The sequence below is a fragment of the Thauera sp. WH-1 genome, assembly GCF_047806685.1.
GTDB lineage: Bacteria > Pseudomonadota > Gammaproteobacteria > Burkholderiales > Rhodocyclaceae > Thauera.
In genome coordinates this window covers 18396-39331 of record NZ_JBLQGP010000026.1, presented here as the reverse complement: position 1 = coordinate 39331, position 20936 = coordinate 18396, and the positions used below count along the sequence as shown (strand labels likewise).

The 20936-nt window shown below is 66.8% G+C and carries 20 protein-coding genes and 1 pseudogene; 8 read left to right on the top strand and 13 right to left on the bottom strand.

All coding sequences use genetic code 11. The annotated features are described in order from the left end of the window. Window positions 1-179, bottom strand: a pseudogene (locus tag ACMV5O_RS19050) (electron transfer flavoprotein subunit beta/FixA family protein); the annotation flags it as partial. Between the two features lie 173 nt (window positions 180-352). Between ACMV5O_RS19050 and ACMV5O_RS19045 the strand changes: the two are divergent. Further along, a complete protein-coding gene (locus ACMV5O_RS19045) occupies window positions 353-952 on the top strand; it encodes a TetR/AcrR family transcriptional regulator (protein WP_416164934.1) in 600 nt (199 codons plus the stop codon). A gap of 6 nt (window positions 953-958) precedes the next feature. Here the strand turns inward: ACMV5O_RS19045 and ACMV5O_RS19040 are convergent, their stop codons facing one another. From ACMV5O_RS19040 to ppx, 8 genes are all read right to left on the bottom strand, one after another. After that, the gene (locus tag ACMV5O_RS19040; protein WP_416164933.1) at window positions 959-1729 is read right to left on the bottom strand and encodes a TatD family hydrolase; all 771 of its coding nucleotides are present in this window, start codon (window positions 1727-1729) and stop codon (window positions 959-961) included. Between the two features lie 30 nt (window positions 1730-1759). Further along, window positions 1760-2560 carry an enoyl-CoA hydratase gene (locus ACMV5O_RS19035; protein WP_416164932.1) on the bottom strand — a complete coding sequence of 267 codons (801 nt, stop codon included), beginning with the start codon at window positions 2558-2560 and terminating at the stop codon, window positions 1760-1762. Window positions 2561-2716: 156 nt separating this feature from the next. Further along, entirely contained in the window at window positions 2717-4369 is a 1653-nt protein-coding gene (locus ACMV5O_RS19030) for an acyl-CoA synthetase (protein WP_416164931.1), read from the bottom strand. 54 nt (window positions 4370-4423) lie between these two features. Continuing rightward, window positions 4424-5074 (bottom strand): ABC-type transport auxiliary lipoprotein family protein, encoded by a 651-nt coding sequence (locus ACMV5O_RS19025; protein ID WP_416164930.1) that lies wholly within the window; start codon window positions 5072-5074, stop codon window positions 4424-4426. A 26-nt stretch (window positions 5075-5100) separates the two neighbouring features. Next, window positions 5101-6042 (bottom strand): MlaD family protein, encoded by a 942-nt coding sequence (locus ACMV5O_RS19020; protein ID WP_416164929.1) that lies wholly within the window; start codon window positions 6040-6042, stop codon window positions 5101-5103. 1 nt (window position 6043) lies between these two features. Then, window positions 6044-6838 carry an ABC transporter ATP-binding protein gene (locus tag ACMV5O_RS19015; RefSeq protein ID WP_416164928.1) on the bottom strand — a complete coding sequence of 265 codons (795 nt, stop codon included), beginning with the start codon at window positions 6836-6838 and terminating at the stop codon, window positions 6044-6046. Next, entirely contained in the window at window positions 6835-7965 is a 1131-nt protein-coding gene (locus ACMV5O_RS19010; RefSeq protein WP_416164927.1) for an MlaE family ABC transporter permease, read from the bottom strand. The genes ACMV5O_RS19015 and ACMV5O_RS19010 overlap by 4 nt, the downstream gene beginning before the upstream one ends. Before the next feature lie 6 nt (window positions 7966-7971). Continuing rightward, complete coding sequence (ppx, locus tag ACMV5O_RS19005; protein WP_416164926.1) at window positions 7972-9474, bottom strand: exopolyphosphatase; 1503 nt, start codon at window positions 9472-9474, stop codon at window positions 7972-7974. A 187-nt stretch (window positions 9475-9661) separates the two neighbouring features. On the opposite strand from ppx, the gene ppk1 reads away from it, so the two are divergent. Then, window positions 9662-11746 (top strand): polyphosphate kinase 1, encoded by a 2085-nt coding sequence (gene ppk1, locus ACMV5O_RS19000; RefSeq protein WP_416164925.1) that lies wholly within the window; start codon window positions 9662-9664, stop codon window positions 11744-11746. A gap of 6 nt (window positions 11747-11752) precedes the next feature. On the opposite strand, the gene ACMV5O_RS18995 is transcribed toward ppk1, so the two are convergent. Next, window positions 11753-13954 carry a RelA/SpoT family protein gene (locus tag ACMV5O_RS18995; RefSeq protein WP_416164924.1) on the bottom strand — a complete coding sequence of 734 codons (2202 nt, stop codon included), beginning with the start codon at window positions 13952-13954 and terminating at the stop codon, window positions 11753-11755. 239 nt (window positions 13955-14193) lie between these two features. Between ACMV5O_RS18995 and ACMV5O_RS18990 the strand changes: the two genes are divergently transcribed. The 6 genes from ACMV5O_RS18990 (at window position 14194) to ACMV5O_RS18965 (ending at window position 18928) form a co-directional block, all read left to right on the top strand. Further along, on the top strand, window positions 14194-14988 hold the full coding sequence (locus ACMV5O_RS18990) for a zinc-dependent peptidase (protein ID WP_416164923.1): 795 nt from the start codon (window positions 14194-14196) through the stop codon (window positions 14986-14988). Window positions 14989-14996: 8 nt separating this feature from the next. Then, entirely contained in the window at window positions 14997-15461 is a 465-nt protein-coding gene (locus ACMV5O_RS18985) for a flavodoxin family protein (protein WP_416164922.1), read from the top strand. A 204-nt stretch (window positions 15462-15665) separates the two neighbouring features. Then, window positions 15666-16883, top strand: coding sequence for a M20 aminoacylase family protein (locus ACMV5O_RS18980; protein ID WP_416164921.1), 1218 nt, complete (start codon window positions 15666-15668; stop codon window positions 16881-16883). A gap of 40 nt (window positions 16884-16923) precedes the next feature. Beyond that, entirely contained in the window at window positions 16924-17661 is a 738-nt protein-coding gene (locus ACMV5O_RS18975; RefSeq protein WP_416164920.1) for a DUF5058 family protein, read from the top strand. A gap of 13 nt (window positions 17662-17674) precedes the next feature. Further along, a complete protein-coding gene (locus tag ACMV5O_RS18970; protein ID WP_416164919.1) occupies window positions 17675-18367 on the top strand; it encodes a hypothetical protein in 693 nt (230 codons plus the stop codon). A gap of 120 nt (window positions 18368-18487) precedes the next feature. Further along, a complete protein-coding gene (locus ACMV5O_RS18965; protein ID WP_324542494.1) occupies window positions 18488-18928 on the top strand; it encodes a host attachment protein in 441 nt (146 codons plus the stop codon). Between the two features lie 220 nt (window positions 18929-19148). On the opposite strand, the gene thpR is transcribed toward ACMV5O_RS18965, so the two are convergent. Genes thpR through ispD form a run of 3 tightly spaced genes read right to left on the bottom strand, consistent with a single transcriptional unit; the run spans window position 19149 to window position 20894 of the window. Beyond that, a complete protein-coding gene (thpR, locus tag ACMV5O_RS18960; RefSeq protein WP_416164918.1) occupies window positions 19149-19700 on the bottom strand; it encodes an RNA 2',3'-cyclic phosphodiesterase in 552 nt (183 codons plus the stop codon). Beyond that, window positions 19693-20187: a 2-C-methyl-D-erythritol 2,4-cyclodiphosphate synthase gene (gene ispF / locus ACMV5O_RS18955; RefSeq protein ID WP_416164917.1), complete on the bottom strand. Its 495-nt coding sequence runs from the start codon at window positions 20185-20187 to the stop codon at window positions 19693-19695. Before ispF ends, thpR begins: the two co-directional genes overlap by 8 nt. Beyond that, window positions 20184-20894, bottom strand: coding sequence for a 2-C-methyl-D-erythritol 4-phosphate cytidylyltransferase (ispD, locus tag ACMV5O_RS18950; protein ID WP_416164916.1), 711 nt, complete (start codon window positions 20892-20894; stop codon window positions 20184-20186). The genes ispF and ispD overlap by 4 nt, the downstream gene beginning before the upstream one ends. Window positions 20895-20936: the final 42 nt, after the last annotated feature.

The following is a 20936-nucleotide window of genomic DNA, read 5'->3' as shown; positions in this document are numbered from 1 at the left end:
GCGACGACCTCGGTGGCGACGCCCGCTTCCTTCAGGCGCACCGCCTCTTCCACCGCGATCTCGTCGAAGGGGTTCATGCTCATCTTGACGTTGGCGATATCCACGCCACTGCCATCGGCCTTGACGCGAACCTTGACGTTGTAATCGACAACGCGTTTGACGGGTACGAGAATCTTCACTCTGCCGCGCTCCTTTGAGGGTTCTGGATTGTTGCCGGCGGGCTGCGCCGGACTTGCCTGATTATGTCACTGCCCTCCCCATATGGCACTGCTGCACAGCAACACCGCTTCCATACGGGGTGGTATGTTGCATACGGTAGCGTATGGACGAAGAATCGTCAATACTACGCCGTATGGAAACCACTGCAAAAAAGCCTCGCATCCAGCTCGACCGTGACGCCTGGATCGCCGGTGCGATCGAAGTGCTCGCCGAGGAAGGCATCGCCGGCCTGCGCGTCGAAGTGCTCGCCAAGCGGCTCAAGGTCACGAAAGGCAGCTTCTACTGGCATTTCACCGACCGTCGGGATCTGCTGCTCGGCGTGCTGAACCACTGGCGGGATGGCCGCATACGCGACATCATCAAGCAGACGCGGGCGCAGCCTGGCCGGGAACTGGAGCAGATCTATCACGTCATCGACGTCTACAGTGCCAGTCGCAGCCGGCGCGGCATGATGATCGAGCTTGCGGTGCGCGACTGGGCGCGCCGCGATGCCGAGGCCGGCGCCATCGTGGCCGAGGTGGACGACGTCCGCCTGCGCTGCGCGCGCGAACTCTTCCTCAGCTGCGGCGTGCCGATCGAGGAGGCGTCGAGCCGCTGCATGCTGCTGTACGCCTACGTGTTCGGCGTCTCGCTGATGATCTACGACAAGTTCGACAGCGACATTCCGCGCCTGAAGCGCGACATCGCCGACCTCATCGCCCGCTCCTCGCATTTGCGTACCGCGCCCGCCTGAGGGCACTCAGCCCGGCAACCAGCCCCCGAGTACGGTGCTCGCATTGCGGCTGGTCGCTTCGGCCACCTCGTCGACGCCGATGCCACGCAGCGCTGCAAGCAGTTCGGCATAGCGTGGCAGGTTGGCAGGCGTGTTCCGCGCCCCCTGCCCCCAGGCCGGTGCAATGTCGGGCGCGTCGGTCTCGAGCACGATGGACTCCAGCGGCAGGCTGGCCGCCAGCGCGCGAATGCGGGTGGAACCTTCGAAGCTCATCGCGCCGCCGAAGCCGAGCTTGAAGCCGAGATCGATGAACATCTGCGCCTGCTGCGGGCTGCCATTGAACGCATGGGCGATGCCCCCACGCACGCCAATGCGCCGCAACTGCTTGAGGATCGGATCGACGGCGCGACGCACGTGCAGGATCACCGGCAAGTCGTGGCGGCGGGCAAGGCGGAGTTGGGCTACGAAGAATTCGAGCTGACGCGCGGGATCGCTGTCGGTGACGAAATGATCCAGCCCAATCTCGCCCACCGCGACCATGCCGCCTTCGGCCAGCGCCTGATCGAGGCGATCGAGGTCTTCCACAGCCGCCGCCATCACATACAGCGGATGAATGCCAAGCGCGTAGCAGCAGTCCTTATGCGCGGTCGCCAGTGCGCGTACCGCCGCGAAATTGCCCACCTCGACGGCGGGCACGACGAAACCGCCGACGCCCGCCGCGCGCGCCTGCTCGATGACCGCGGCACGATCAGCGTCGAACTCCGCTGCATCCAGATGAATGTGCGAGTCGATCAGCATCGCCCGTGTACCCGCCGCCCGCCCGCGGCCTCAGCGTCCCTTGAACTCGGGCTTGCGCTTGGCGATGAAGGCGTCGATGCCCTCAGCGGCGTCCTCGCACATCGCGTTGCAGGCCATCGTCTCGGAAGCCAGCTGATAGGCGGCATCGAGCCCCATCTCGAGCTGCTTGTAGAACATCTGCTTGCCCATGCGGATCGCCACCGGCGACTTGGCGACGATCGACGCCGCAAGCCGGGCGACCTCCTCGTCGAGCTGCTCGAGCGGCACGACACGATTCACGAGGCCACGGCGCTGCGCCTCGAGCGCGTCGATGAAGTCGCCCGTGACCAGCATCTCGAACGCTTCCTTGCGGCCCATGTTGCGCGACAGACCGACGCCCGGTGTGGCGCAGAACAGGCCGACGTTGATGCCGCTCACGGCAAAGCGCGCCACGTCGGCGGCGACGGCGAGGTCGCACATCGACACCAGCTGGCAGCCCGCTGCCGTCGCAATGCCGTGCACGCGCGCGATCACCGGCTGCGGTAGCTCGGTCAGCTTCATCATGAACTTGCCGCACAGCCGGAAAAGCCGCTGCTGGAAGGCGAGCTCGTGATTGCCGCGCATCTCCTTGAGGTCGTGTCCGGCGCAGAAGGCCCTGCCCTCGCCCGCCAGCACGACCACGCGCACGCTGTCGTCGCGTGCGATCTCGTCGACCGCTGCGATGAGCGTCTCGAGCATCGCGAAGGACAGCGAGTTGAACTGCGCGGGGCGGTTCAGCGTCAGGGTGGTGACGCCACGGTCGTCGTGGCGCAACAGCATCGGCTGGTCATCGGGAACGGGCACGGCGCTCATGTCTCTCCTCCGGTATCGAACACAAAAACTGGGACTTCAAGGATTGAAGTTGACGCTTACGTCAACGTCCGACCATGTTAGCGCCTGACGCCGACGAGCGCCATGCCGGGAAGGCGCGTGTACGCACCGCGAGGCCATGCGCACACGCACCGCCACTTACTCGAACGAGGCGGTAGAGCGCGCCTGCTCGCGCAGCACGAACTTCTGGATCTTGCCGGTGGACGTCTTCGGTAGCTCGCAGAACACGATCCGCTTGGGCACCTTGAAGCCGGCCAGGTGCTCCTTGCAGTGCGCAACCAGCGCCTCGGCGCTCGCCTCGACGCCCTCGCGCAACTCGACGAAGGCGCACGGCACCTCGCCCCATTTTTCGTCAGGCAGCGCCACCACGGCGGCGGCCATCACCGCAGGGTGCTTGTAGAGCGCGTCCTCGACCTCGATCGAGGAGATGTTCTCGCCACCCGAAATGATGATGTCCTTGGAGCGATCCTTGATCTTGACGTAGCCGTCGGGCTGCATCACGGCGAGATCGCCGGTGTGGTACCAGCCACCGCGAAAGGACTCGGCAGTGGCCGTCGGGTTCTTCAGATAGCCCTTCATCACCAGGTTGCCGCGGAACATGATCTCGCCCATGGTCTCGCCATCCCAGGGCACCGGTTCCATGGTGTTCGGATCCATCACGGCGATGCCTTCCTGGGCGTGATAGCGCACGCCCTGGCGACCGTTGAGCGTCACCTGCTCGGCCAGTGGCAGCTCGCGCCACTCATCATGTTTGGCGCACACCGAAGCCGGGCCGTAGGTTTCGGTCAGGCCGTAGACGTGCGTGATGTCGAAACCGATCTTCGCCATGCCCTCGATCACGGCAGCCGGTGGCGGCGCCGCAGCCACCAGGCCGGACACTTTGTGATTGATGCCCTTGCGCCACTCCTCCGGCGCGTTGGCGAGCATCGAGTGGACGATGGGTGCGCCGCAGTAATGCGTGACCCCATGCTCGCGGATGGCGTCGAAGATCAGGCGCGGATCGACGCGGCGCAGGCAGACATTGACGCCGGCGTTGGCCGCCATCGTCCATGCGAAGCACCAGCCGTTGCAGTGGAACATCGGCAAGGTCCACAGATACACCGCATGCGGCGGCATGCCCCAGGACACGATGTTGGACATCGCGTTCAGGTAGGCGCCGCGGTGGTGATAGACCACCCCCTTCGGGTTGCCGGTCGTGCCGGAGGTATAGTTGAGCGAGATCGCCTCCCACTCGTCGGCCGGCTGCTCGAACACGAAGTCTTCGCTACCGGTCGCCAGTAGCGCCTCGTAATCCATGGTGCCCAAGAGATCGCCCGGGCCCGTGTATTCGGGATCATCGACGTCGATCACGATCATGTCGCTGCGTTCGGCCAGCTCGATCGCCTTTCTCACCATGCGGGCATATTCGCGATCGGTCAGCAGGACCCTGGCCTCGCCATGATTGAGGATGAAGGCGACCGCCTCAGCATCCAGTCGGGTGTTGATCGTATTGAGGACCGCGCCGCAGGCCGGGACACCGAAATGGCATTCGAACATCTCGGGGGTGTTGTTGAGGATGGCAGCGACGGTGTCGCCCTTGCCCACTCCAAGCTGTTTCAGCGCCGAGGCCAGGCGCCGGCAACGGGCATAACTCTCGCGCCAGGTCTGGCGGCGCGCGCCATGAATCACCGCCACGCGGTCCGGATACACGTAGGCACTGCGCTCGAGGAAGGTGAGCGGCGTCAAGGGCACGTAGTTCGCTGCGTTCTTTTCCAGGCCCACGGCATAGGGCGACGATGTGGTCTCGCTCATTGATTCTCCCCTCGGTCGATTCGATACCGCCCTCACGGGCGATCCATGTTGTGTTCAGCCCCCGCAGCGGCCCGTTGCATTCAACCCGCCGCCAGGCTCGCGGTCAAGGGCGCCAATCCAGTCGGCAAGCTCGCCGACGAGGCGCGCGCTCGCCCGTCGGTAGGCCTCGACGCCACCCGCCGCGTTCGCCGCCTGCGCCGCTTCGACGGCACGGAACTCGTGACCGGCGATGGCCTTGTCGCTGCGCGGCGGCAGCAGCCCGGCACGCAGCACTATCTCGACCCGACTCTCATTGGGCGAGGCGAAATCCTGGATGAACTCATCGAGCTCGACCCGCAGCCGGCAGCGTCCACCCGCGCCCTCGCTGCGCAGCGCGCGGTTCAGGGCCAGCCCCAGCATCGCCGGCGGCGGTGACACCCAGCGGCTCTCGGCATAGGCACGCCGTCGCAGCGGGTCATCCCAGGCCAGGCGGTACTGCATCGCGCTCGCCTCCAGCCAGGGCGGCGTCGCGATTTCGATCTGTGCCGGTGCAAGGGCCGGTGCAAGACTGCTCCGGGCCCCGATGCCGAGGTCGTAGAAGGCCATCGGCTTGGGCTGCAGCTGAAGCCCGCCGCAAGCCGCGGCAAGCGAGCCGATGAAGGCAATCACGAGCGTGGCCAGTCGAGCTTGCAGGCGATGCGGCGGGAAGATGGACAACTTCGTCATGTGCGGGTTTCCAATCGCTAGGCGTTTCAACGCTCGGGCGCAAAGCCCGGCTCGCCGGGACCGGGCTCGCGTGCCGCCCGCCCGGTGAGCAGCATCTGCGGCGTCGACTCGACCTCCTCGATCAGGCGTCCCAGGCGGCGCGAGGTGGCGGTCAGGTCGCGCAGGAGATCGTTGAGTTGCGGCAGCGTGCCATCGACCAGCCCGTCGCTGGCGGCGATGGCCGCCTGGTCGAGCCGCGCGGCCATCTGGTCAACGCGCTGCATGAGATTGCGCAGATCGGTCAATGCGGGCGCCACCTCGGCGCTGGTGCGCTCGAGGTTGGCCAGCATCGCTGACAGGGCGGCCATGTTGTCGGGGTTGAATGCGCTGCGTACCGCCTCGAGCGTGCGCGGCACCTCGGCAAAGCCCTGGTCGATGCTGGCGGTCGCAGACTCCAGCCGCGCAAGCGTGGCCCGGATGCGGCCGAGGTTGTCCTCGTCGAGCAGGGCCGAGGCACGCTCGCCGACCTTGGTGAAGTGCTCGATCGCCAGCAGCGCCCGCTCGGTAAGCTTGTCCACGAGGCCGGGCTCGAGCGCGATGCGCGGCGCCTGTCCCGCCACATCCAGCAGCGGTGCGGGATCGCTGCCGCGGTCATCGAGTTGCACGTAGGCCAGGCCGGTCACGCCGAGCGTGCCGAGGCTGGCCTGCGTGCCCCGCGTGAGCGGCAGCTCGCGCGGCACCTGCACCCGGACCAGGATGTTGCGCGGGTCTTCGGGATCGATCCGGATCTCGCTCACGGTGCCGACCGAGAGCCCCCGAAATCGTACCCGCGACTGTGGCCCCAGGCCATTGATGTCACCACGCGCGACCAGCACGAGGTCGCGCGTCGGCACGCGATCCTGCGAGAACCACCACATCGCGAAGACGATGCCTGCCCCCAGTACGATTGCGAACAGTCCGGCCGCCAGCGCATGCGCCCGATTTTCCATGTCAGCCTGTCTCCTTGGCGCGCGCCAGGGCCCGCCGTCCATGTGCGCCGCCGAAGAAGCGCTCGATGAAGGGGTGATCCACCCGCAGCGTCTCCTCGATCGACGCATAGCTCAGAATCCGACGGTCGGCCAGCACCGCGACCTTGCTCGCCATCGCCGCCAGCGTGTCGAGGTCGTGGGTGACGAGCACCACCGTCAAACCCAGCTCGCGATGCAGGGACAGGATCAGGCGCACGAAGCTCGCGCTGCGGTCCGGGTCCAAGCCGGCGGTCGGTTCATCGAGCAGCAGCAACTCGGGCTCCAGTGCCAGCGCGCGCGCCAGCGCGGCCCGCTTGACCATGCCGCCCGACAGTTCGGCTGGCATCAGCAGGGCGTCGGACGCCGCCATCTCCACCATCGCCAGCTTGAGGGCAACGAGGTCGCGAATCTCATCCTCGCTCACCACGCCGAGCTCCCTGAGCGGAAACGCGATGTTCTCACCCACGGTGAAGGCCGAGAACAGCGCCCCCTGCTGAAACAGCACGCCAAAGCGCCGCTGGCGGGCGAGGCGTTCATGCACGCTGCCCGCATGCAGCGCTTCACCGAACAGCCGCACGCTTCCCGCCGCCGGTCGGGTGAGCCCGATGATGTGGCGCAGCAAGGTGGTCTTGCCGCTGCCCGAGCCCCCCACGAGGGCGACGATCTCCCCGCCACCGATGTCGAGATCCAGCCCTTCGTGCACCAGGTTGTTGCCGAAGCGGGTCACGATCCCGCGCAGCGCGACCACCTGTGGCGGTGCAGTCTGCCGGGTGCTCACGCCGGCAGCCCGATCGAACGCGTGGCGATCGCGAACACCGCATCGACCAGGATCACCACGGTGATGGCCGACACCACCGAAGCCGTCGTGTTCGACGACAGGCTCTCGGTGTTGGGCTTCACGCGCAGGCCGAAGTGGCAGGCGATGAGGGCGATCAGCAGGCCGAAAACCGCCCCCTTGGCGAGACCGATGTACAGGTTGGCGATCGGGACCGCCTCGGGCAGGGACTCGACGAAATAGTGGAAGCTCAAGTCGAGTTCGACCCAGGCCGACACCCAGCCCCCCAGCAGTGCGATGGCCGAGGTCCACAAGACCAGCAGCGGCATCGCCAGCGTCAGGGCGATCACCTTGGGCAGCACCAGCCGCAGCGAACGCGACACCCCCATCGCGGCGAGCGCATCGATCTCCTCGGTCACGCGCATCACGCCCAGTTGCGCCGTCATCGCCGAGCCCGAGCGCCCCGCCACCAGCACCGAAACCAGTACCGGCCCGAGCTCACGGATGATGCCCAGGCCCAGGATATTCACGATGAACACGTCAGCGCCGAAGGTCTTGAGCTGCAATGCCGACAGATAGGACAGCACGACCCCGATCAGGAAGCCCACCAGCGCGGTCACCGGCATCGCCTTCACGCCGACCTTGTGGACGTTGGCCGAGATCTCCAGCAGTGGCCATTCGCGCGGATGGCGCAACAGGTGCAGCAGGTCCAGGAAGAGCTGCCCCAGCAGGGCGACGAAGTCGCTCACATGGCGGGCAAAGCCGATCAGCACGCTGCCCAGCAGCACCACCGCATCGATCGCCGTGAAGCCCGGCATGGGCGGCAGTGGCTGCGCGGCCGCACGGGCGACGCGCGCGATGACCTCGCGCTGGGCCTGGCTCGCGTCCAGGCTGGCGGGCCATTGTCGTCCCCAGGCCTGCCACAGCAGCGTCGCCCCGAAGCTGTCCAGGCGCGTCACCTCGGCGAGCGACCAGGCGGCGCCGGCGGGTGCAGCGCGAAGCCGACGTCGCACCCGCGGCAGGCACGCAGTGAGCGCACGCAGCGTCCAGTCACCGTTCAGGCAGATGCCGTCGGGACCGAGCTCGACGACATCGCGAGCCTGCGCTGGCGCCCCGCCCGCCGGCCCCATCGGTGCTCAGGCGGTCGCGCTGCGCACGCTCAGGGCGCGCACGTACAGGCCGCGCCCCAGGCCCAGCCACTGGCGCTGCTCCTCTTCCAGCGCGGCGGCGGTGAGCGGCAGCTTCTGCAGCCAGCCCGGTGCCGCCGTCACCGAGAAACCGCGTCCCTCGCGCTTCATGGTGATCGGCGGCAGGCCGCGGGCATCGCGGGCGCGATGAATGACCACGGCCAGGCGCAGGCAGGCGATCAGCAGCCAGTCGACGCTGCCGGGATCGATCGAGGCCACGCGCTCGAGCTTGCCGCGGTGGGCCAGCACCAGCCGCGCCAGGCGCGCCTGGTCCATGCGAGAAAAGCCCGGCATGTCGGCATTGGCGACGATGTAGGCGCTGTGCTTGTGGTAGCTCGAGTGTGCGACCGAGATCCCGATCTCGTGGAGCATCGCCGCCCAGCGCAGAAAGCGATGATCAGGGTGTTCCGGCGCGGCCATGGCCGGTTCGAGCTGGGCCAGCAGTTCGCAGGCCGTGTCGGCGACCTGGTGGGCCTGGCGCACATCGACCCCGTAACGGCGCACGAAGGCGCTTACCGTGGCGTCGCGCAGATCGTGGTGGTGGTAGCGCCCGAGCAGATCGTAGAGCACCCCCAGGCGCAACGCCCCTTCAGAGAACACCATGTGCTCGAGGCCGAACTCCTTGAACACCGCGCTCATGATGGAGAAGCCACCGAGAATCACCGGCAGCCGATCCCCCTTCAGGCCGGCCAGATCCACATTGTCGATGTGGCCCGCGCGCAGCAGCGCCAGCTTGAATTTCTCCAGGCCCTCGCGGGTGATGCCGCTGGCCGAGAAGCCGTTCTGCTCGAGGATCTCGACCAGCGCCTTGGCGGTGCCGCTGGAGCCGACCGCCTCCTCCCAGCCGGCCTCGCGGTAGGCCTGCGAGATGGTCTGCAGTTCCCGCCGCGCGGCCAGCTCGGCATCGCGCAGGCCACGCTTGTCGATCCGGCCGTCGGGAAAGAAACGCAGGCTGAAGCCGACACAGCCCATGTAGCGCGACTCGAGCAGCAGCGGCTCGAAGCTCTTGCCGACGATGAATTCGGTCGAGCCGCCGCCGATATCGACCACCAGTTGCTGTTTGTGCGGATCAGGCAGGGTGTGGGCGACACCGACATAGATCAGTCGCGCCTCCTCGCGCCCGGCGATCACCTCGATCGGAAAACCGAGCGCCACCTCGGCCCTGAGCAGGAAGTCCGAGGCGTTCTTGGCCACGCGCAAGGTGTTGGTGGCCACCGCCCGCACCCGCTCGGGCGGAAAGTCGCGCAGCCGCTCATGAAAGCGCTGCAGCGCGGTCACGCCCCGCTGCTGCGCGGCAAGATCGAGCTTCTTGTCGGGTGACAGGCCGGCGGCCAGTCGCACCGCCTCCTTCAAGCCATCGAGCGGATATATCTGGTCGTTGACGATGCGGCCTACCTGCAGCCGAAAGCTGTTCGAACCGAGGTCGATTGCCGCGATCAGATCTTGCATCATGTTTTCGGGGACAGACGCCAAGGGCGCCGAGGCTGCCGATTCTAGCACCGCCACCGCCCGGCCCGCGGCGTGAATCATTGCCACAAACAGACCCGCCGATGACGCCCCGGCCGGGGTTCTCCTTGTCATGAAGTCGCAAAGAATCTGTCACATAATCGCGGCAGTCGCACCGCGCACAGGACCACCCATGTACACCCCCAGCCGCAACATCCAGCAGTTTCCCGCCGAACACTTCCTCAACCGCGAGCTCTCCCTCCTGCAGTTCCAGCGTCGCGTGCTTGCGCAAGCCGCCGACCCCACCGTGCCGCTGCTCGAGCGCCTGCGCTTCCTGTGCATCGTTTCCAGCAACCTCGACGAGTTCTTCGAGATCCGCGTCTCCGGCATCAAGGAGCAGATCCGCATCGGCAGCCGCAAGGCCGGCGAGGATGGCATCGCGCCGGTCGACCTGCTCGAGCGCGTCAGCGACGAGGTGCACGACATCATCTCCGACCAGTACGAGTTGCTCAACGACGCCATCCTGCCCGCACTCGAGCAGGAGGGCGTCGTCTTCCTGCGCCGCAGCCTGTGGTCGGAGGCGCAGCGCAAGTGGATCCACGACTTCTTCATGCGCGAAGTGATGCCGGTGCTGACCCCGATCGGCCTCGACCCCGCCCACCCTTTTCCGCGCGTGCTCAACAAGAGCCTGAACTTCGCAGTCGAACTCGAGGGCCGTGATGCCTTCGGCCGCGACTCCGGGGCGGCGATCGTACAGGCGCCGCGTGCCCTGCCGCGGGTGATCCGGTTGCCGCGCGACATCTGCGAGCAGGAATACACCTTCGTCTTCCTGTCCTCGGTGCTGCATGCGCATGTGGACGAACTCTTCACCGGCATGACGGTGCTCGGCTGCTATCAATTCCGCGTCACGCGCAACTCCGACCTGTTCGTCGATGAGGAGGAGGTCAAGGATCTGCGCACCTCGCTCAAGGGCGAGCTGCAGCAGCGTCATTTTGGCGACGCCGTGCGCCTCGAGGTTGCAGACAACTGCTCGGAGGAGATGGCGGCCTTCCTGCTGCAGCACTTCCACCTCACGCCGGACGATCTGTACCGCACGCCCGGCATCGTCAACCTGGTCCGCCTGATGCAGGTGCCCGACTGGGTCGAGCGGCCCGACCTCAAGTACGCGCCCTTCGTCCCCGGCGTGCCGAAGTCGCTCGACAAGCGCCGGCAGATCTTCACCGCGATCCGCGGCGGCGACATCCTGCTCCACCACCCGTTCCAGAGCTTCATGCCGGTCATCGAGCTGTTGCGCGCGGCGGCGGACGACCCACAGGTGCTGGCGATCAAGATGACGGTGTACCGCACCGGCACCGACTCGGTGCTGATGGAACATCTCGCCCGCGCGGCGCAAAAGGGCAAGGAAGTCACCGTGGTGCTCGAACTCATGGCGCGCTTCGACGAGGAAGCCAACATCACCCTCGCCAATCGCCTCGAGGAGGTCGGCGCACATGTCGTATACGGCGTGTTCGGCTACAAGACGCACGCCAAGCTGCTGATGATCGTGCGCCGCGAGGAAGCCGGCCTGCGCCGCTATGTGCACATGGGCACCGGCAACTACCACCCCCGCACCACCCGCTTCTACACCGACTTCGGTCTGCTCACCTGCAACGACGAGATCGGCGAGGACGTCGCCGCGGTGTTCAAGCAGCTCACCGGCCTCGGTACGGCGACCGAGTTGCGCCACTTGTGGCAGGCGCCTTTCACGCTGCAGGCCAATGTCGTCGCCGCGATCCGGCGCGAGGCCGAGATCGCCCGCGAAGGCCGCCGCGGGCGCGTCATCGCCAAGCTCAACGCACTGCTCGAGCCCGAGACCATCGAGGCGCTGTATGAAGCTTCGCAGGCCGGCGTCGAGGTCGACCTGATCATCCGCGGGCCGTGCGCGCTGCGCCCCGGCGTGCCGGGTCTGTCCGACAACATCCGTGTGCGCTCGGTGGTCGGCCGCTTCCTCGAGCACACGCGCATCTTCCACTTCCACGCCGACGGCGAGGATCACATGTACCTGTCCAGCGCCGACTGGATGGATCGCAACTTCTTCCGCCGCATCGAAATTGCCTTCCCGCTGCTCGACGCCCGCCTCAAGCGCCGCGTCATGAAGGAAGGCCTGCGCCCCTACCTCGGCGACAACTGCCAGGCCTGGGACATGCAGCCCGACGGGCGCTACCGCCGCAAGCACCCACGCAGCGTGCGCCGCGCGGCCCAGCTCATCCTGCTCAAGGAACTGGCCGCGAGCAGCTGAAGCTGCCTACTTGCGCTGCGCGTCGATCACGCCCGGCACCTCGCGAATCAGCGTGATCGCGCGCTGGATCTGACGGATGCCGGCGACTTCCATCGTGAAGCGCATGTAGGCGGTGCCCCTTTTTGTCAGCGTATTGACTGCGATCACGTTGAGCTTCTCGCGCGACAACACCTCGGAGATGTCGCGCAGCAGCCCCTGCCGATCGGCCGCCTGCACCGTGATGTCGACCTGGTACAGCGCGGTCTTGGTGTCGTGCGCGCGCTCGCCCCATTCGGCCGGGATCACGCGCTCCGGATGGGCGGTGGCCAGCAGCTGGAAGTCATGGCAGTCGACACGATGAATCGAGATCCCGCGGCCACGTGTGACGAAGCCCTCGATCGCATCGGGCGGCGCCGGCTTGCAGCACCGTGACAGCGAGGTCATCAGCTTGCCGACGCCGACGATCAGAATCTTGTCCGAGTTGTCGCCCGAGCGGCTGCGGCTGACGACGAACTCGGGCTCCGCCTCGGTCGCAGGCGGCGCACTGCCTTCGCGCAGGGCGACCTGCATGGCACGCGGCCCGACCTCGCCACGACCGGCGGCCAGGTACAGCGCCTCGGCATTCTTGAAGCCCAGGCGTTCGGCCAGGCCGTCGATGTTGGCCTGCGCGTGGCCGTCGCGCTGCATCTCCTTGGTGACGAAGCTGCGCCCGCGCGACAGCAGGTCTTCCTCGTCGAGCTGGGCGAAGTACTGCTTGATCTTGCTGCGCGCCCGCGAGGTCGCCACATAGGCCTGACGCGCATCGAGCCAGTCGCGCGAGGGCCCGCCCTCCTTCGCCGCCACGATCTCGACCGTCTGCCCGCTCTCGAGCGGGGTGTTGAGCGGCACCAGGTGGCCATCGACCTTGGCCCCCCGGCAATGGTGGCCGAGGTCGGTGTGCAGGCGGTAGGCGAAGTCGATCGGCGTGGCGCCGCGCGGCAGGTCGACCACCTTGCCCTGGGGCGTCAGCACATAGAGCGTGTCGTCGAGCGAGGCGCGCTTGAACTGCTCCAGCCAGTGCGCCGAATCGGTGACCTCGTCGCGCCACGACAGCAGGTTGCGCAGCAACGCGATCTTCTCGTCGTAATCGGCGCTGTCGCGCGCACCCTCCTTGTAGCGCCAGTGCGCCGCGACGCCGAGCTCGGCGTGCTTGTGCATGTCGTGGGTGCGGATCTGCACCTCGAGCGCACGACCATCGCCGGCCAGCACTGCGGTATGCAGGGACTGGTAGTTGTTGCCCTTGGGCTTGGTGATGTAGTCGTCGAACTCCTTGGCGATCGGCTGCCAGATCTGGTGCACGATGCCGAGCACGGTGTAGCAGTCGCGCACCTCATCGACCAGCACGCGCAGCGCGCGGATGTCGAACACCTGCGAGAAGTCCAGGCGCTTCTTTCGCATCTTGTTGTAGATGCTGTAGATGTGCTTGGCACGACCGGTAATGTCGGCCTTGATGCCGACCGCGGCCAGTTCGCGCTTGAGGCGCTCGATCGCAGCCTCGATGAAGCGCTCGCGCTCGACGCGGCGCTCATCGAGCATCTTGGCGATGCGCTTGTAGGTGTCCGGCTCGATGAAGCGAAACGCCAGATCCTCGAGCTCCCACTTGATCTGCCACACGCCCAGCCGGTTGGCCAGCGGGGCGTAGATGTCCAGGCTCTCGCGCGCGACATCGACGCGCGCGTCGCCCGGCAGGTCGGTATAGTAGCGCAGGGTCTGCGTGCGCGACGCCAGGCGCACCAGCACCACGCGGATGTCCTCGACCATCGCCAGCAACATCTTGCGCAGCACCTCGGTCTGGGCGCGGATCTCGGGCGCCGACGCGGTGGTCGTCATGCGCGTGAGCACGCGCAGGCCATTGAGCTTGTGCAGGCCACGGACCAGCGCGGCGACCTCGCCGCCAAAGCGCTCGGTCACATCCGCCAGCGGATCGTCCACCTCATCCCACACTGCGAACAGCAGGGCCGCGAGGCGCGTCTCGACGTCCATGCGCAGCGAGGCGGCGATGAGCGCGGCACCGATTGCGTGCGTCCATATCGGCTCGCCGGTGCCGAGGACCTTGCCCTCGTAGAGGTCGGCGATCCATTCGAGCGCAGCCTCGATCCGGGCGCGTTCGGCCTCGTCGAGGCCGGCAGCCAGCATGTCCAGTGGGGGGGCGGTATCGCCTTGGGCGATGGCGTGTGTGACGGAAACCATGGGCCGGGATTATCCCACAACGGCCCGCCGCTCGCTGCCGTCGGCCGAGCGCCCGTGCCGACCCTGCTGCCTTGCCCTGCGGTCAGCCTGATCCTGTGCGATCATCCGCGCACCACCGCGACTGGTCGCCCGATGATGTCCCTGCCCACCCTTCCAGACTGCGTGCCGCGTCACCCGCCCGGATGCCTCTCGCATCTCCCGGCCCTTGCCCGTGCGGCCTTCGCGGCGGGCTGATCGAGATGTTCGAAAGCCTTCGCCGCCTGTTCGGGCTGCAGCGCAGCCGCCCCGTCGTCGATGCGGCACAGTGGGCCCGGGTCGAGGCCGCCCTTCCGTTCCTTGACTTTCTCGACCCGGGCGACCGCCTGCGGCTGCGCGACATGGCGCTCGACTTTCTCGAGATCAAGCAGTTCCACGGTGCCCAGGGGCTGCAGCTCGATGACGACATGCTGCTCGCCATCGCACTGCAGGCCTGCCTGCCGGTGCTCAACATCGGCCTCGAGGCCTATGCCGGATGGGTTGGCGTGGTGGTGTATCCGGGCGACTTCATCATTCCGCGGCGCGAGGTCGATGAGGCCGGGGTGCTGCACGAATACGACGACGAAGTGCTCGGCGAGGCCTGGGAAGGCGGGCCGGTGATCATCGCCTGGTTCGCCGGCGCCCAGCAGCCTGCCGGGGTGAATGTGGTGATCCACGAGTTCGCCCACAAGCTCGACATGGAAAATGGCGGCGTGGACGGCCTGCCTCGGCTGCACGCCGGCATGTCGCGCTCGACGTGGGCCGCGGTGTTCTCGGCCGCCTACGACGACTTCTGCGCCGAGGTCGACCGCGGCGTGGAGACGGTGATCGACCCCTACGGCGCCGAGCACCCGGGGGAATTCTTCGCGGTCGTGTCGGAAGCCTTCTTCGAGACGCCGACCGTGCTGCAGGAACGCTTTCCGGCCGTCTATGATCAACTCAGCCAGTTCTATCGGCTCGATCCCGCAGCAGGCCAGATCCGCCACCAAGGCCGCTGCAATCGTCGCCTCCCGGACTGAAAGCCATCATGTCTGAGCGCAAGCGCCTGCTGGTCGTCTATCACACCCAGAGCGGCAATACCGGCCAGCTCGCCGAGGCCGTGCTGCGCGGCGCGGCGCGCGTCACCGAGACCGACACGATCATGCACCGTGCCTTCGACGCCGGCACCGAACACTTGCTCGCCTGCGACGGCCTGTTGCTCGGCACGCCGGAGAACTTCGGCTACATGTCCGGCGCCCTGAAGGACTTCTTCGACCGCACCTACTACCCGTGCGAGGGCAAGCTGACCGGCCTGCCCTACGCGGTCTTCGTCAGCGCGGGCAACGATGGCACCGGTGCCGTGCGCGAGATCGGCCGCATCGCCAACGGTTACGGCTGGAAGCAGGTCGCCGAAGCACTGATCGTGCGCAAGGAGATCACCGCCGCCGACCTTGTGCGTGCCGAGGAGCTCGGCGAGGCCATGGCCGCCGGCCTGGCGATGGGCGTGTTCTGAAGCAGCCGCTGCCCCGCCATACCCCTATCCGCAGGATCAGCCCCCTGCGGGCGACTGACAGCTGCGGAACAGGCGGACGGTGCGCCGTCATGCGCCCGACGCCCTCATCTGGTTGTCACCTACGAAAAAATGTCGCCTTATGGTGTTCTAGGCAGATGTCTATCATTCGCTCATGAGTAATTTCTATTCGTGAAGGAGCAAGCGATGAGTGATACGACCCTGTTCGCGCCGGACGTGGACGCCATGAAGACCTGGCGCCATGCCATCCACCAGCATCCGGAACTCGGTTTCGAGGAGCACGACACCAGCGCACTCGTCGCCAGCCAACTTCAGGCGTGGGGCTACGAGGTGCATACCGCCATCGCCGTCACCGGCGTGGTGGGCGTGCTGCGCATCGGCGATGGCAGCGGCCCTCGGCTGGGCCTGCGCGCCGACATGGACGCGCTGCCGATCCAGGAAATGACCGGCCTGCCGTGGGCGAGCAAGGTGCCCGGGAAGATGCACGGCTGCGGTCACGACGGTCACACCGCAATGCTGCTCGGTGCCGCGCAGGCCCTCGCCGAGCGCGCACGCCAGGGACAGCTGCCCGGGAACGGCACCGTGGTGCTGATCTTCCAGCCGGCCGAGGAACTCGGTGGCGGTGGGGGCGCCCGCCGCATGCTCGAGGAGCGCCTGTTCGAGCGCTTCCCCTGCGATGCGATCTTCGGCATGCACAACATGCCGGGCATTCCGGTCGGCCAGGTCCATGTGCGCCCGGGCGCCTTCATGGCCTCCTCGGACAAGGTGCTGATCCGCTTCATCGGCCTTGGCGGCCATGGTGGCCTGCCGCACAAGGCGGTCGACCCGACCCTGCCGGCGGCGGCGACCGTGCTCGGCCTGCAGAGCATCGTCGGCCGCAACATCAATCCCAACCTCGCCGCCGTGATCAGCGTCGGCCGCATCCAGGCGGGCTCGGCCTACAACATCATCGCCGAATCCGCGGAGATCGAGCTCAGCGTGCGCGCCCTCGACCCCGCCGTGCGCGACGTGGTCGAGCAACGTATCCGCGAACTCGCGGAACACCAGGCGCGCGCCTATGGCTGCACCAGCGAGATCCGCTACGAGCGCGGCTATCCGGTGCTGATCAACGCCGCCGCACCGACTGCCTTCGCAGTCGAGGTCGCGCGCAAGACCTTTGGCGATGAACAGGTGGTCGCCGACGCCCAGCCGCTCACCGGCAGCGAGGACTTCGCCTTCCTGCTCGAGCAGGTGCCGGGCTGCTACGTACTCGTCGGCAATGGCGACAACGGCCACGCCGACGGCAAGTGGGCGGGCGGCTGCATGGTCCACAACCCGCATTACGACTTCAACGACGCCTGCCTGGCGGTAGGTGCCAGGCTGTGGGTCGGCCTGGCCGAGCAGTACTTCGAGATCGGCGCTTAAGCCATCCCGGAATCCTCAAACAACAAAGGAAGCAAGAGAGATGGAAGACTATCTTTCAGTTGCGAACTCGACCGTCATGTGGGTGCTGGCGCTGGCGCTGGTATCGATCGTGGTCGTCCAGGCCCTGATCTACCTTCGCAATGCGCTGGCGTTCTCGGACAAGTTCGGCCTGCTCACCCCGCAGGAGAAGGCGCGCGTCTACAAGACCGCGACGATCACCAGCATCGGCCCCGCCGTGGCCGTGTTCATCGTGTCGGTGAGCCTGGTGGCGCTGATCGGCGCCCCGATGACCCTGATGCGGATCGGCGTCATAGGCTCGGCGGTCTTCGAGCTGTACGCCTCGGCCCAGGGCGCCACCGCGCTGGGCGTTGAACTGGGCAAGGAGGGCTATGGCCTGCAGGCCTTCACCAACTCGGTGTGGGCGATGACGCTCGGCGGCTCGGGCTGGATCATCGCCACGCTGATCCTGACCAAGCGCCTGGGCAATGCGCAGGCGAAGATGCGGACCTCCAGCCCGCGCACGCTGATCATCATGGGCGTGATCACGCCGGCGGTGATCTTCCTCGTCCTGAGCATCAACGCGGCGTTCAACATCCGCTCGCTCGGCAACATCGAAGTCGAGGCCGACAAGCTCGCCGCGGCACTGGGCGCGGCGCTGAGCATGCTGCTCTTCCGTCATCTGGGCAAGACGCAGCCCTGGCTCAAGGAGTGGAGCCTCGGCTTCGGCCTGCTGATCGGGCTCGCCGCCGGCCAGCTCACTCACACCATGATGGCTTGAAAGGGGAATGACCATGCGCAACGCCGAAGCCGATAGCTTCTACTCGCAAACCTTCATCCCGAGGGCGCACCGTCTGGGCATCGCGACCCTCGTCCTGGGGCTCGTGTTCAGCCTGCTGCCCGCCTTCTACCTGTCCTTCGTGGTCGGCGCCTGGCCGGGATTCGAGGCGGTGCTGCGGGCATTCATCCCCATCGCCGCCTTCGTCGGCGTGATCTGGATCATCGAGCCCCTGTCCTACTTTCCGATGCTCGGGGTCGCCGGAACCTACATGAGCTTCCTGTCCGGCAACATCGGCAACATGCGGCTGCCGGTGGTCATCGGCAGCCAGACGGCGGTCAATGCCGAGCTCGGCACCAAGAAGGCGGAGGTCGTCGCCGTGATCGGGATCGCGGTGTCCGTGCTCATCAACCTCGTCTTCGTACTGGCGATGGTCCTGCTTGGCAACCTGATCCTGAACCACCTTCCGCAGTTCGCCATCGACATGCTGAAGAACTACACCCTGCCGTCGATCTACGCAGCGGTATTCATGATGTTCCTCGGCGCAGCGAAGGAGAGCATGCACGTCCTCGTCGTGATCGTCGTGGCGCTGATCGTGGTGGCCTTGCCGATCTCGGAGATCGTCAATGTGACCGCCGCCGGTGTGGGCGGGATTCTCGCCAGCCTGCTCGTCGCGCGCTTCAGCTCGGGCCGTAGCGAGAAGGCCTGAGCCGCTCATCGAATTTGGTCGTTGCGTGCCGCGTTCGGCTGTCCTAAGCTGCAATCGTATGTGCCCCCGAATGGAAGTCGGTAACGGGCCTAACGGCCCTTCACTAGCGGAGGATGCCTCATGACCATAACTTGGATTTTGGTTGCCAACGCCAGCCTGGCAAAGCTCTACGCCAATCTGGGCCCCAACAAGGGCCTGACGCTGGTGAAGGAACTGATCCACCCCGAAAGCCGACAAAAAAATGCCGAACTCGTCTCTGACCGATCCGGCGCAATGGCCGCAAATGGTTCGACCGGCGGCTCGATGCAACCGCAGACCCTTCCCAAACAGCACGAGGCCAAGGTCTTTGCACAGGAAATCGCACAGGCGCTCTATCAAGGACGCGCGACCAACGCCTTCAAGCGCGCGATCCTGGTTGCACCTCCCGCCTTCATGGGCATGCTGAACACCGTCATCGACGCCCCCACCGCACAGATGATCTCCGATCGCTTCGAAAAGGATTACACCAAGACGCCGGAAAACGAGCTCACTGAACGACTCGGTTCGGCGATCTTTCTTTGAAGGAGGACGCTTCGTACGTGCTTCAAACCCGATCTGTCACCCGCCAGATGGCCACAGGCCAACAGGCGAAGGAGGATGCGTTTGAAATTAGCGATGAGGCCGCAACCCTCGTACTGAACGCAGTACACACCTGACAAGATCGTCTCCGTCCAGGAGACGCCGCCGGCAATACGACCGGAGCCCACGAAAAACGGGACGCCTCGCGTCCCGTTCTTCATTTTCAGCGCAGGGGCCAGCGCCGCAGCACGCGATAGCGGGCACCGGCCGGTGTAGGCTCGGACGCAACCAGCACGAAGCTCGCGACCGGCCAGCGCAGCACTGGACAGGTCTGCGCCATGGGCGCGGCGCGCGCATTGCGCACGAGCGTGATGTGCGGCGCGAAGGCCCTGTCCTCGAGCACGAACCCCGCCTCGCGCAAGCGCAGCGCCAACGCATCGGCCAAGGTCACGAGCGCCTGCGGCGCTGCGCTCGCCGACGTCCACAGGATGCGATTGCGGTGCCAGGCACCAAGCTGATCGAGTTCGAGCACGAAGGGCGCTCCCCGCACCTCTGCGGCGACGTGCTCCAGACGGGTAATGTCGTCCTGCGGCACGTTTCCGAGAAAGGCCAGGGTCAGGTGCAGGGTGTCGCGCCGCATCGCACGCCCGCCGCACTCGGTGTGCAGGGCGCGCGCCCTCGCATGCAGGCCGGCGGCGGTGGCCGCGTCCGGCCACAGTGCGAAGAAGACGCGCCGCGTGACGCCCCGCGCTGCCGTCGGGGCAGCGTCAGCCATGCGCCGGCCGTGCGAGCAGGGCCACGACCTGCGCCGCAATGCCCTCGCCGCGGCCGGTGAAGCCCAGTTTTTCCGTCGTCTTGCCCTTGATGTTGACCGCTTCCGGCGCCATCGCCAGATCCGCGGCAATGTTCGCCACCATGGCCGGCGCGTGGGGCAGGATCCGCGGCGCACGGCAGATCACGGTGGCGTCGACATTGACCACCTGCCAGCCCGCAGCGCGCACCCGGGCGAAGGCCTCGCGCAACAAGGCCCGGCTGTCCGCCCCGGCATGGGCAGGGTCGGTGTCGGGAAACAGGCGGCCGATATCACCCAGCCCGGCCGCGCCGAGCAGCGCATCGGTGATCGCATGCAGCAGCACATCCGCGTCCGAGTGCCCGAGCAGGCCTTGCTCGAAGGGAATGGTGACGCCGCCCACGATCAGCGCGCGTCCCGGCACCAGGGCGTGCACGTCGAAGCCCTGGCCAATGCGGAAAGGAAAGTTCATCGCTGCAAGCCCTCTCTGTTCTGCAGGATCCATTCCGCCAGATGCAGATCGAGCGGATAGGTCACCTTCAGGTTGGTCGCATCCCCCTGCACCAGGCGCGGACGCAGCCCGGCCGCCTCGATCGCACTCGCCTCGTCGGTGACGTCGGTCGCGTCCTCGAGGGCACGGCGCAGCATCACGTAGCGGAACATCTGCGGCGTCTGCGCCTGCCACAGGCTGTCACGCGGCACGGTCTCCATCACATGGCGCTGGTCGTCGGCGCGCTTGAGCGTGTCGGCCACCGGCACGGCAAGCAGGCCGCCGACCTCGTCGTGCGCGAGCTCACGCACCAGCTTGTCGACATGCCAGGGCGCAAGACAGGGCCGGGCCGCGTCATGCACCAGCACCCAGTCGCTCTGCGCAGCCTCGGCCGAGATGGCACGCAGCCCGCCCAGCACGCTGTCGGCGCGGGTGGCGCCGCCGCAGAACAGCGGGGTGAGCTTGGGTCCGAGCGCGGACCAGTCATGGCGCGACCATTCGCGGTCGTCCACCGACAGGACGACGAACACCTTGTCGATCTCCGGCGCGGCGCACAGCACCGACAAGGCGTGGTGAATGAGCGGCCTGCCCAGCAGCGGCAGATACTGCTTGGGGCGGGCCGAGCCCATGCGCGAGCCGCTGCCGGCCGCAGGCACGATGGCGAAGTGGCGGGGATGAAAGTTCTGCATGGCGCGCATTCTAGCCGTGCCCTGCAGGCGCCGAGGCGAGGG

Bases quoted from the DNA above. Each gene is read 5' to 3' on its own strand.
- ACMV5O_RS19045 (WP_416164934.1), top strand. From the start codon at position 353: ATGGAAACCACTGCAAAAAAGCCTCGCATCCAGCTCGACCGTGACGCC.
- ACMV5O_RS19040 (WP_416164933.1), bottom strand. From the start codon at position 1,729: ATGCTGATCGACTCGCACATTCATCTGGATGCAGCGGAGTTCGACGCT.
- ACMV5O_RS19035 (WP_416164932.1), bottom strand. From the start codon at position 2,560: ATGAGCGCCGTGCCCGTTCCCGATGACCAGCCGATGCTGTTGCGCCAC.
- ACMV5O_RS19030 (WP_416164931.1), bottom strand. From the start codon at position 4,369: ATGAGCGAGACCACATCGTCGCCCTATGCCGTGGGCCTGGAAAAGAAC.
- ACMV5O_RS19025 (WP_416164930.1), bottom strand. From the start codon at position 5,074: ATGACGAAGTTGTCCATCTTCCCGCCGCATCGCCTGCAAGCTCGACTG.
- ACMV5O_RS19020 (WP_416164929.1), bottom strand. From the start codon at position 6,042: ATGGAAAATCGGGCGCATGCGCTGGCGGCCGGACTGTTCGCAATCGTA.
- ACMV5O_RS19010 (WP_416164927.1), bottom strand. From the start codon at position 7,965: ATGGGGCCGGCGGGCGGGGCGCCAGCGCAGGCTCGCGATGTCGTCGAG.
- ppx (WP_416164926.1), bottom strand. From the start codon at position 9,474: ATGATGCAAGATCTGATCGCGGCAATCGACCTCGGTTCGAACAGCTTT.
- ppk1 (WP_416164925.1), top strand. From the start codon at position 9,662: ATGTACACCCCCAGCCGCAACATCCAGCAGTTTCCCGCCGAACACTTC.
- ACMV5O_RS18995 (WP_416164924.1), bottom strand. From the start codon at position 13,954: ATGGTTTCCGTCACACACGCCATCGCCCAAGGCGATACCGCCCCCCCA.
- ACMV5O_RS18990 (WP_416164923.1), top strand. From the start codon at position 14,194: ATGTTCGAAAGCCTTCGCCGCCTGTTCGGGCTGCAGCGCAGCCGCCCC.
- ACMV5O_RS18985 (WP_416164922.1), top strand. From the start codon at position 14,997: ATGTCTGAGCGCAAGCGCCTGCTGGTCGTCTATCACACCCAGAGCGGC.
- ACMV5O_RS18980 (WP_416164921.1), top strand. From the start codon at position 15,666: ATGAGTGATACGACCCTGTTCGCGCCGGACGTGGACGCCATGAAGACC.
- ACMV5O_RS18975 (WP_416164920.1), top strand. From the start codon at position 16,924: ATGGAAGACTATCTTTCAGTTGCGAACTCGACCGTCATGTGGGTGCTG.
- ACMV5O_RS18970 (WP_416164919.1), top strand. From the start codon at position 17,675: ATGCGCAACGCCGAAGCCGATAGCTTCTACTCGCAAACCTTCATCCCG.
- ACMV5O_RS18965 (WP_324542494.1), top strand. From the start codon at position 18,488: ATGACCATAACTTGGATTTTGGTTGCCAACGCCAGCCTGGCAAAGCTC.
- thpR (WP_416164918.1), bottom strand. From the start codon at position 19,700: ATGGCTGACGCTGCCCCGACGGCAGCGCGGGGCGTCACGCGGCGCGTC.
- ispF (WP_416164917.1), bottom strand. From the start codon at position 20,187: ATGAACTTTCCTTTCCGCATTGGCCAGGGCTTCGACGTGCACGCCCTG.
- ispD (WP_416164916.1), bottom strand. From the start codon at position 20,894: ATGCAGAACTTTCATCCCCGCCACTTCGCCATCGTGCCTGCGGCCGGC.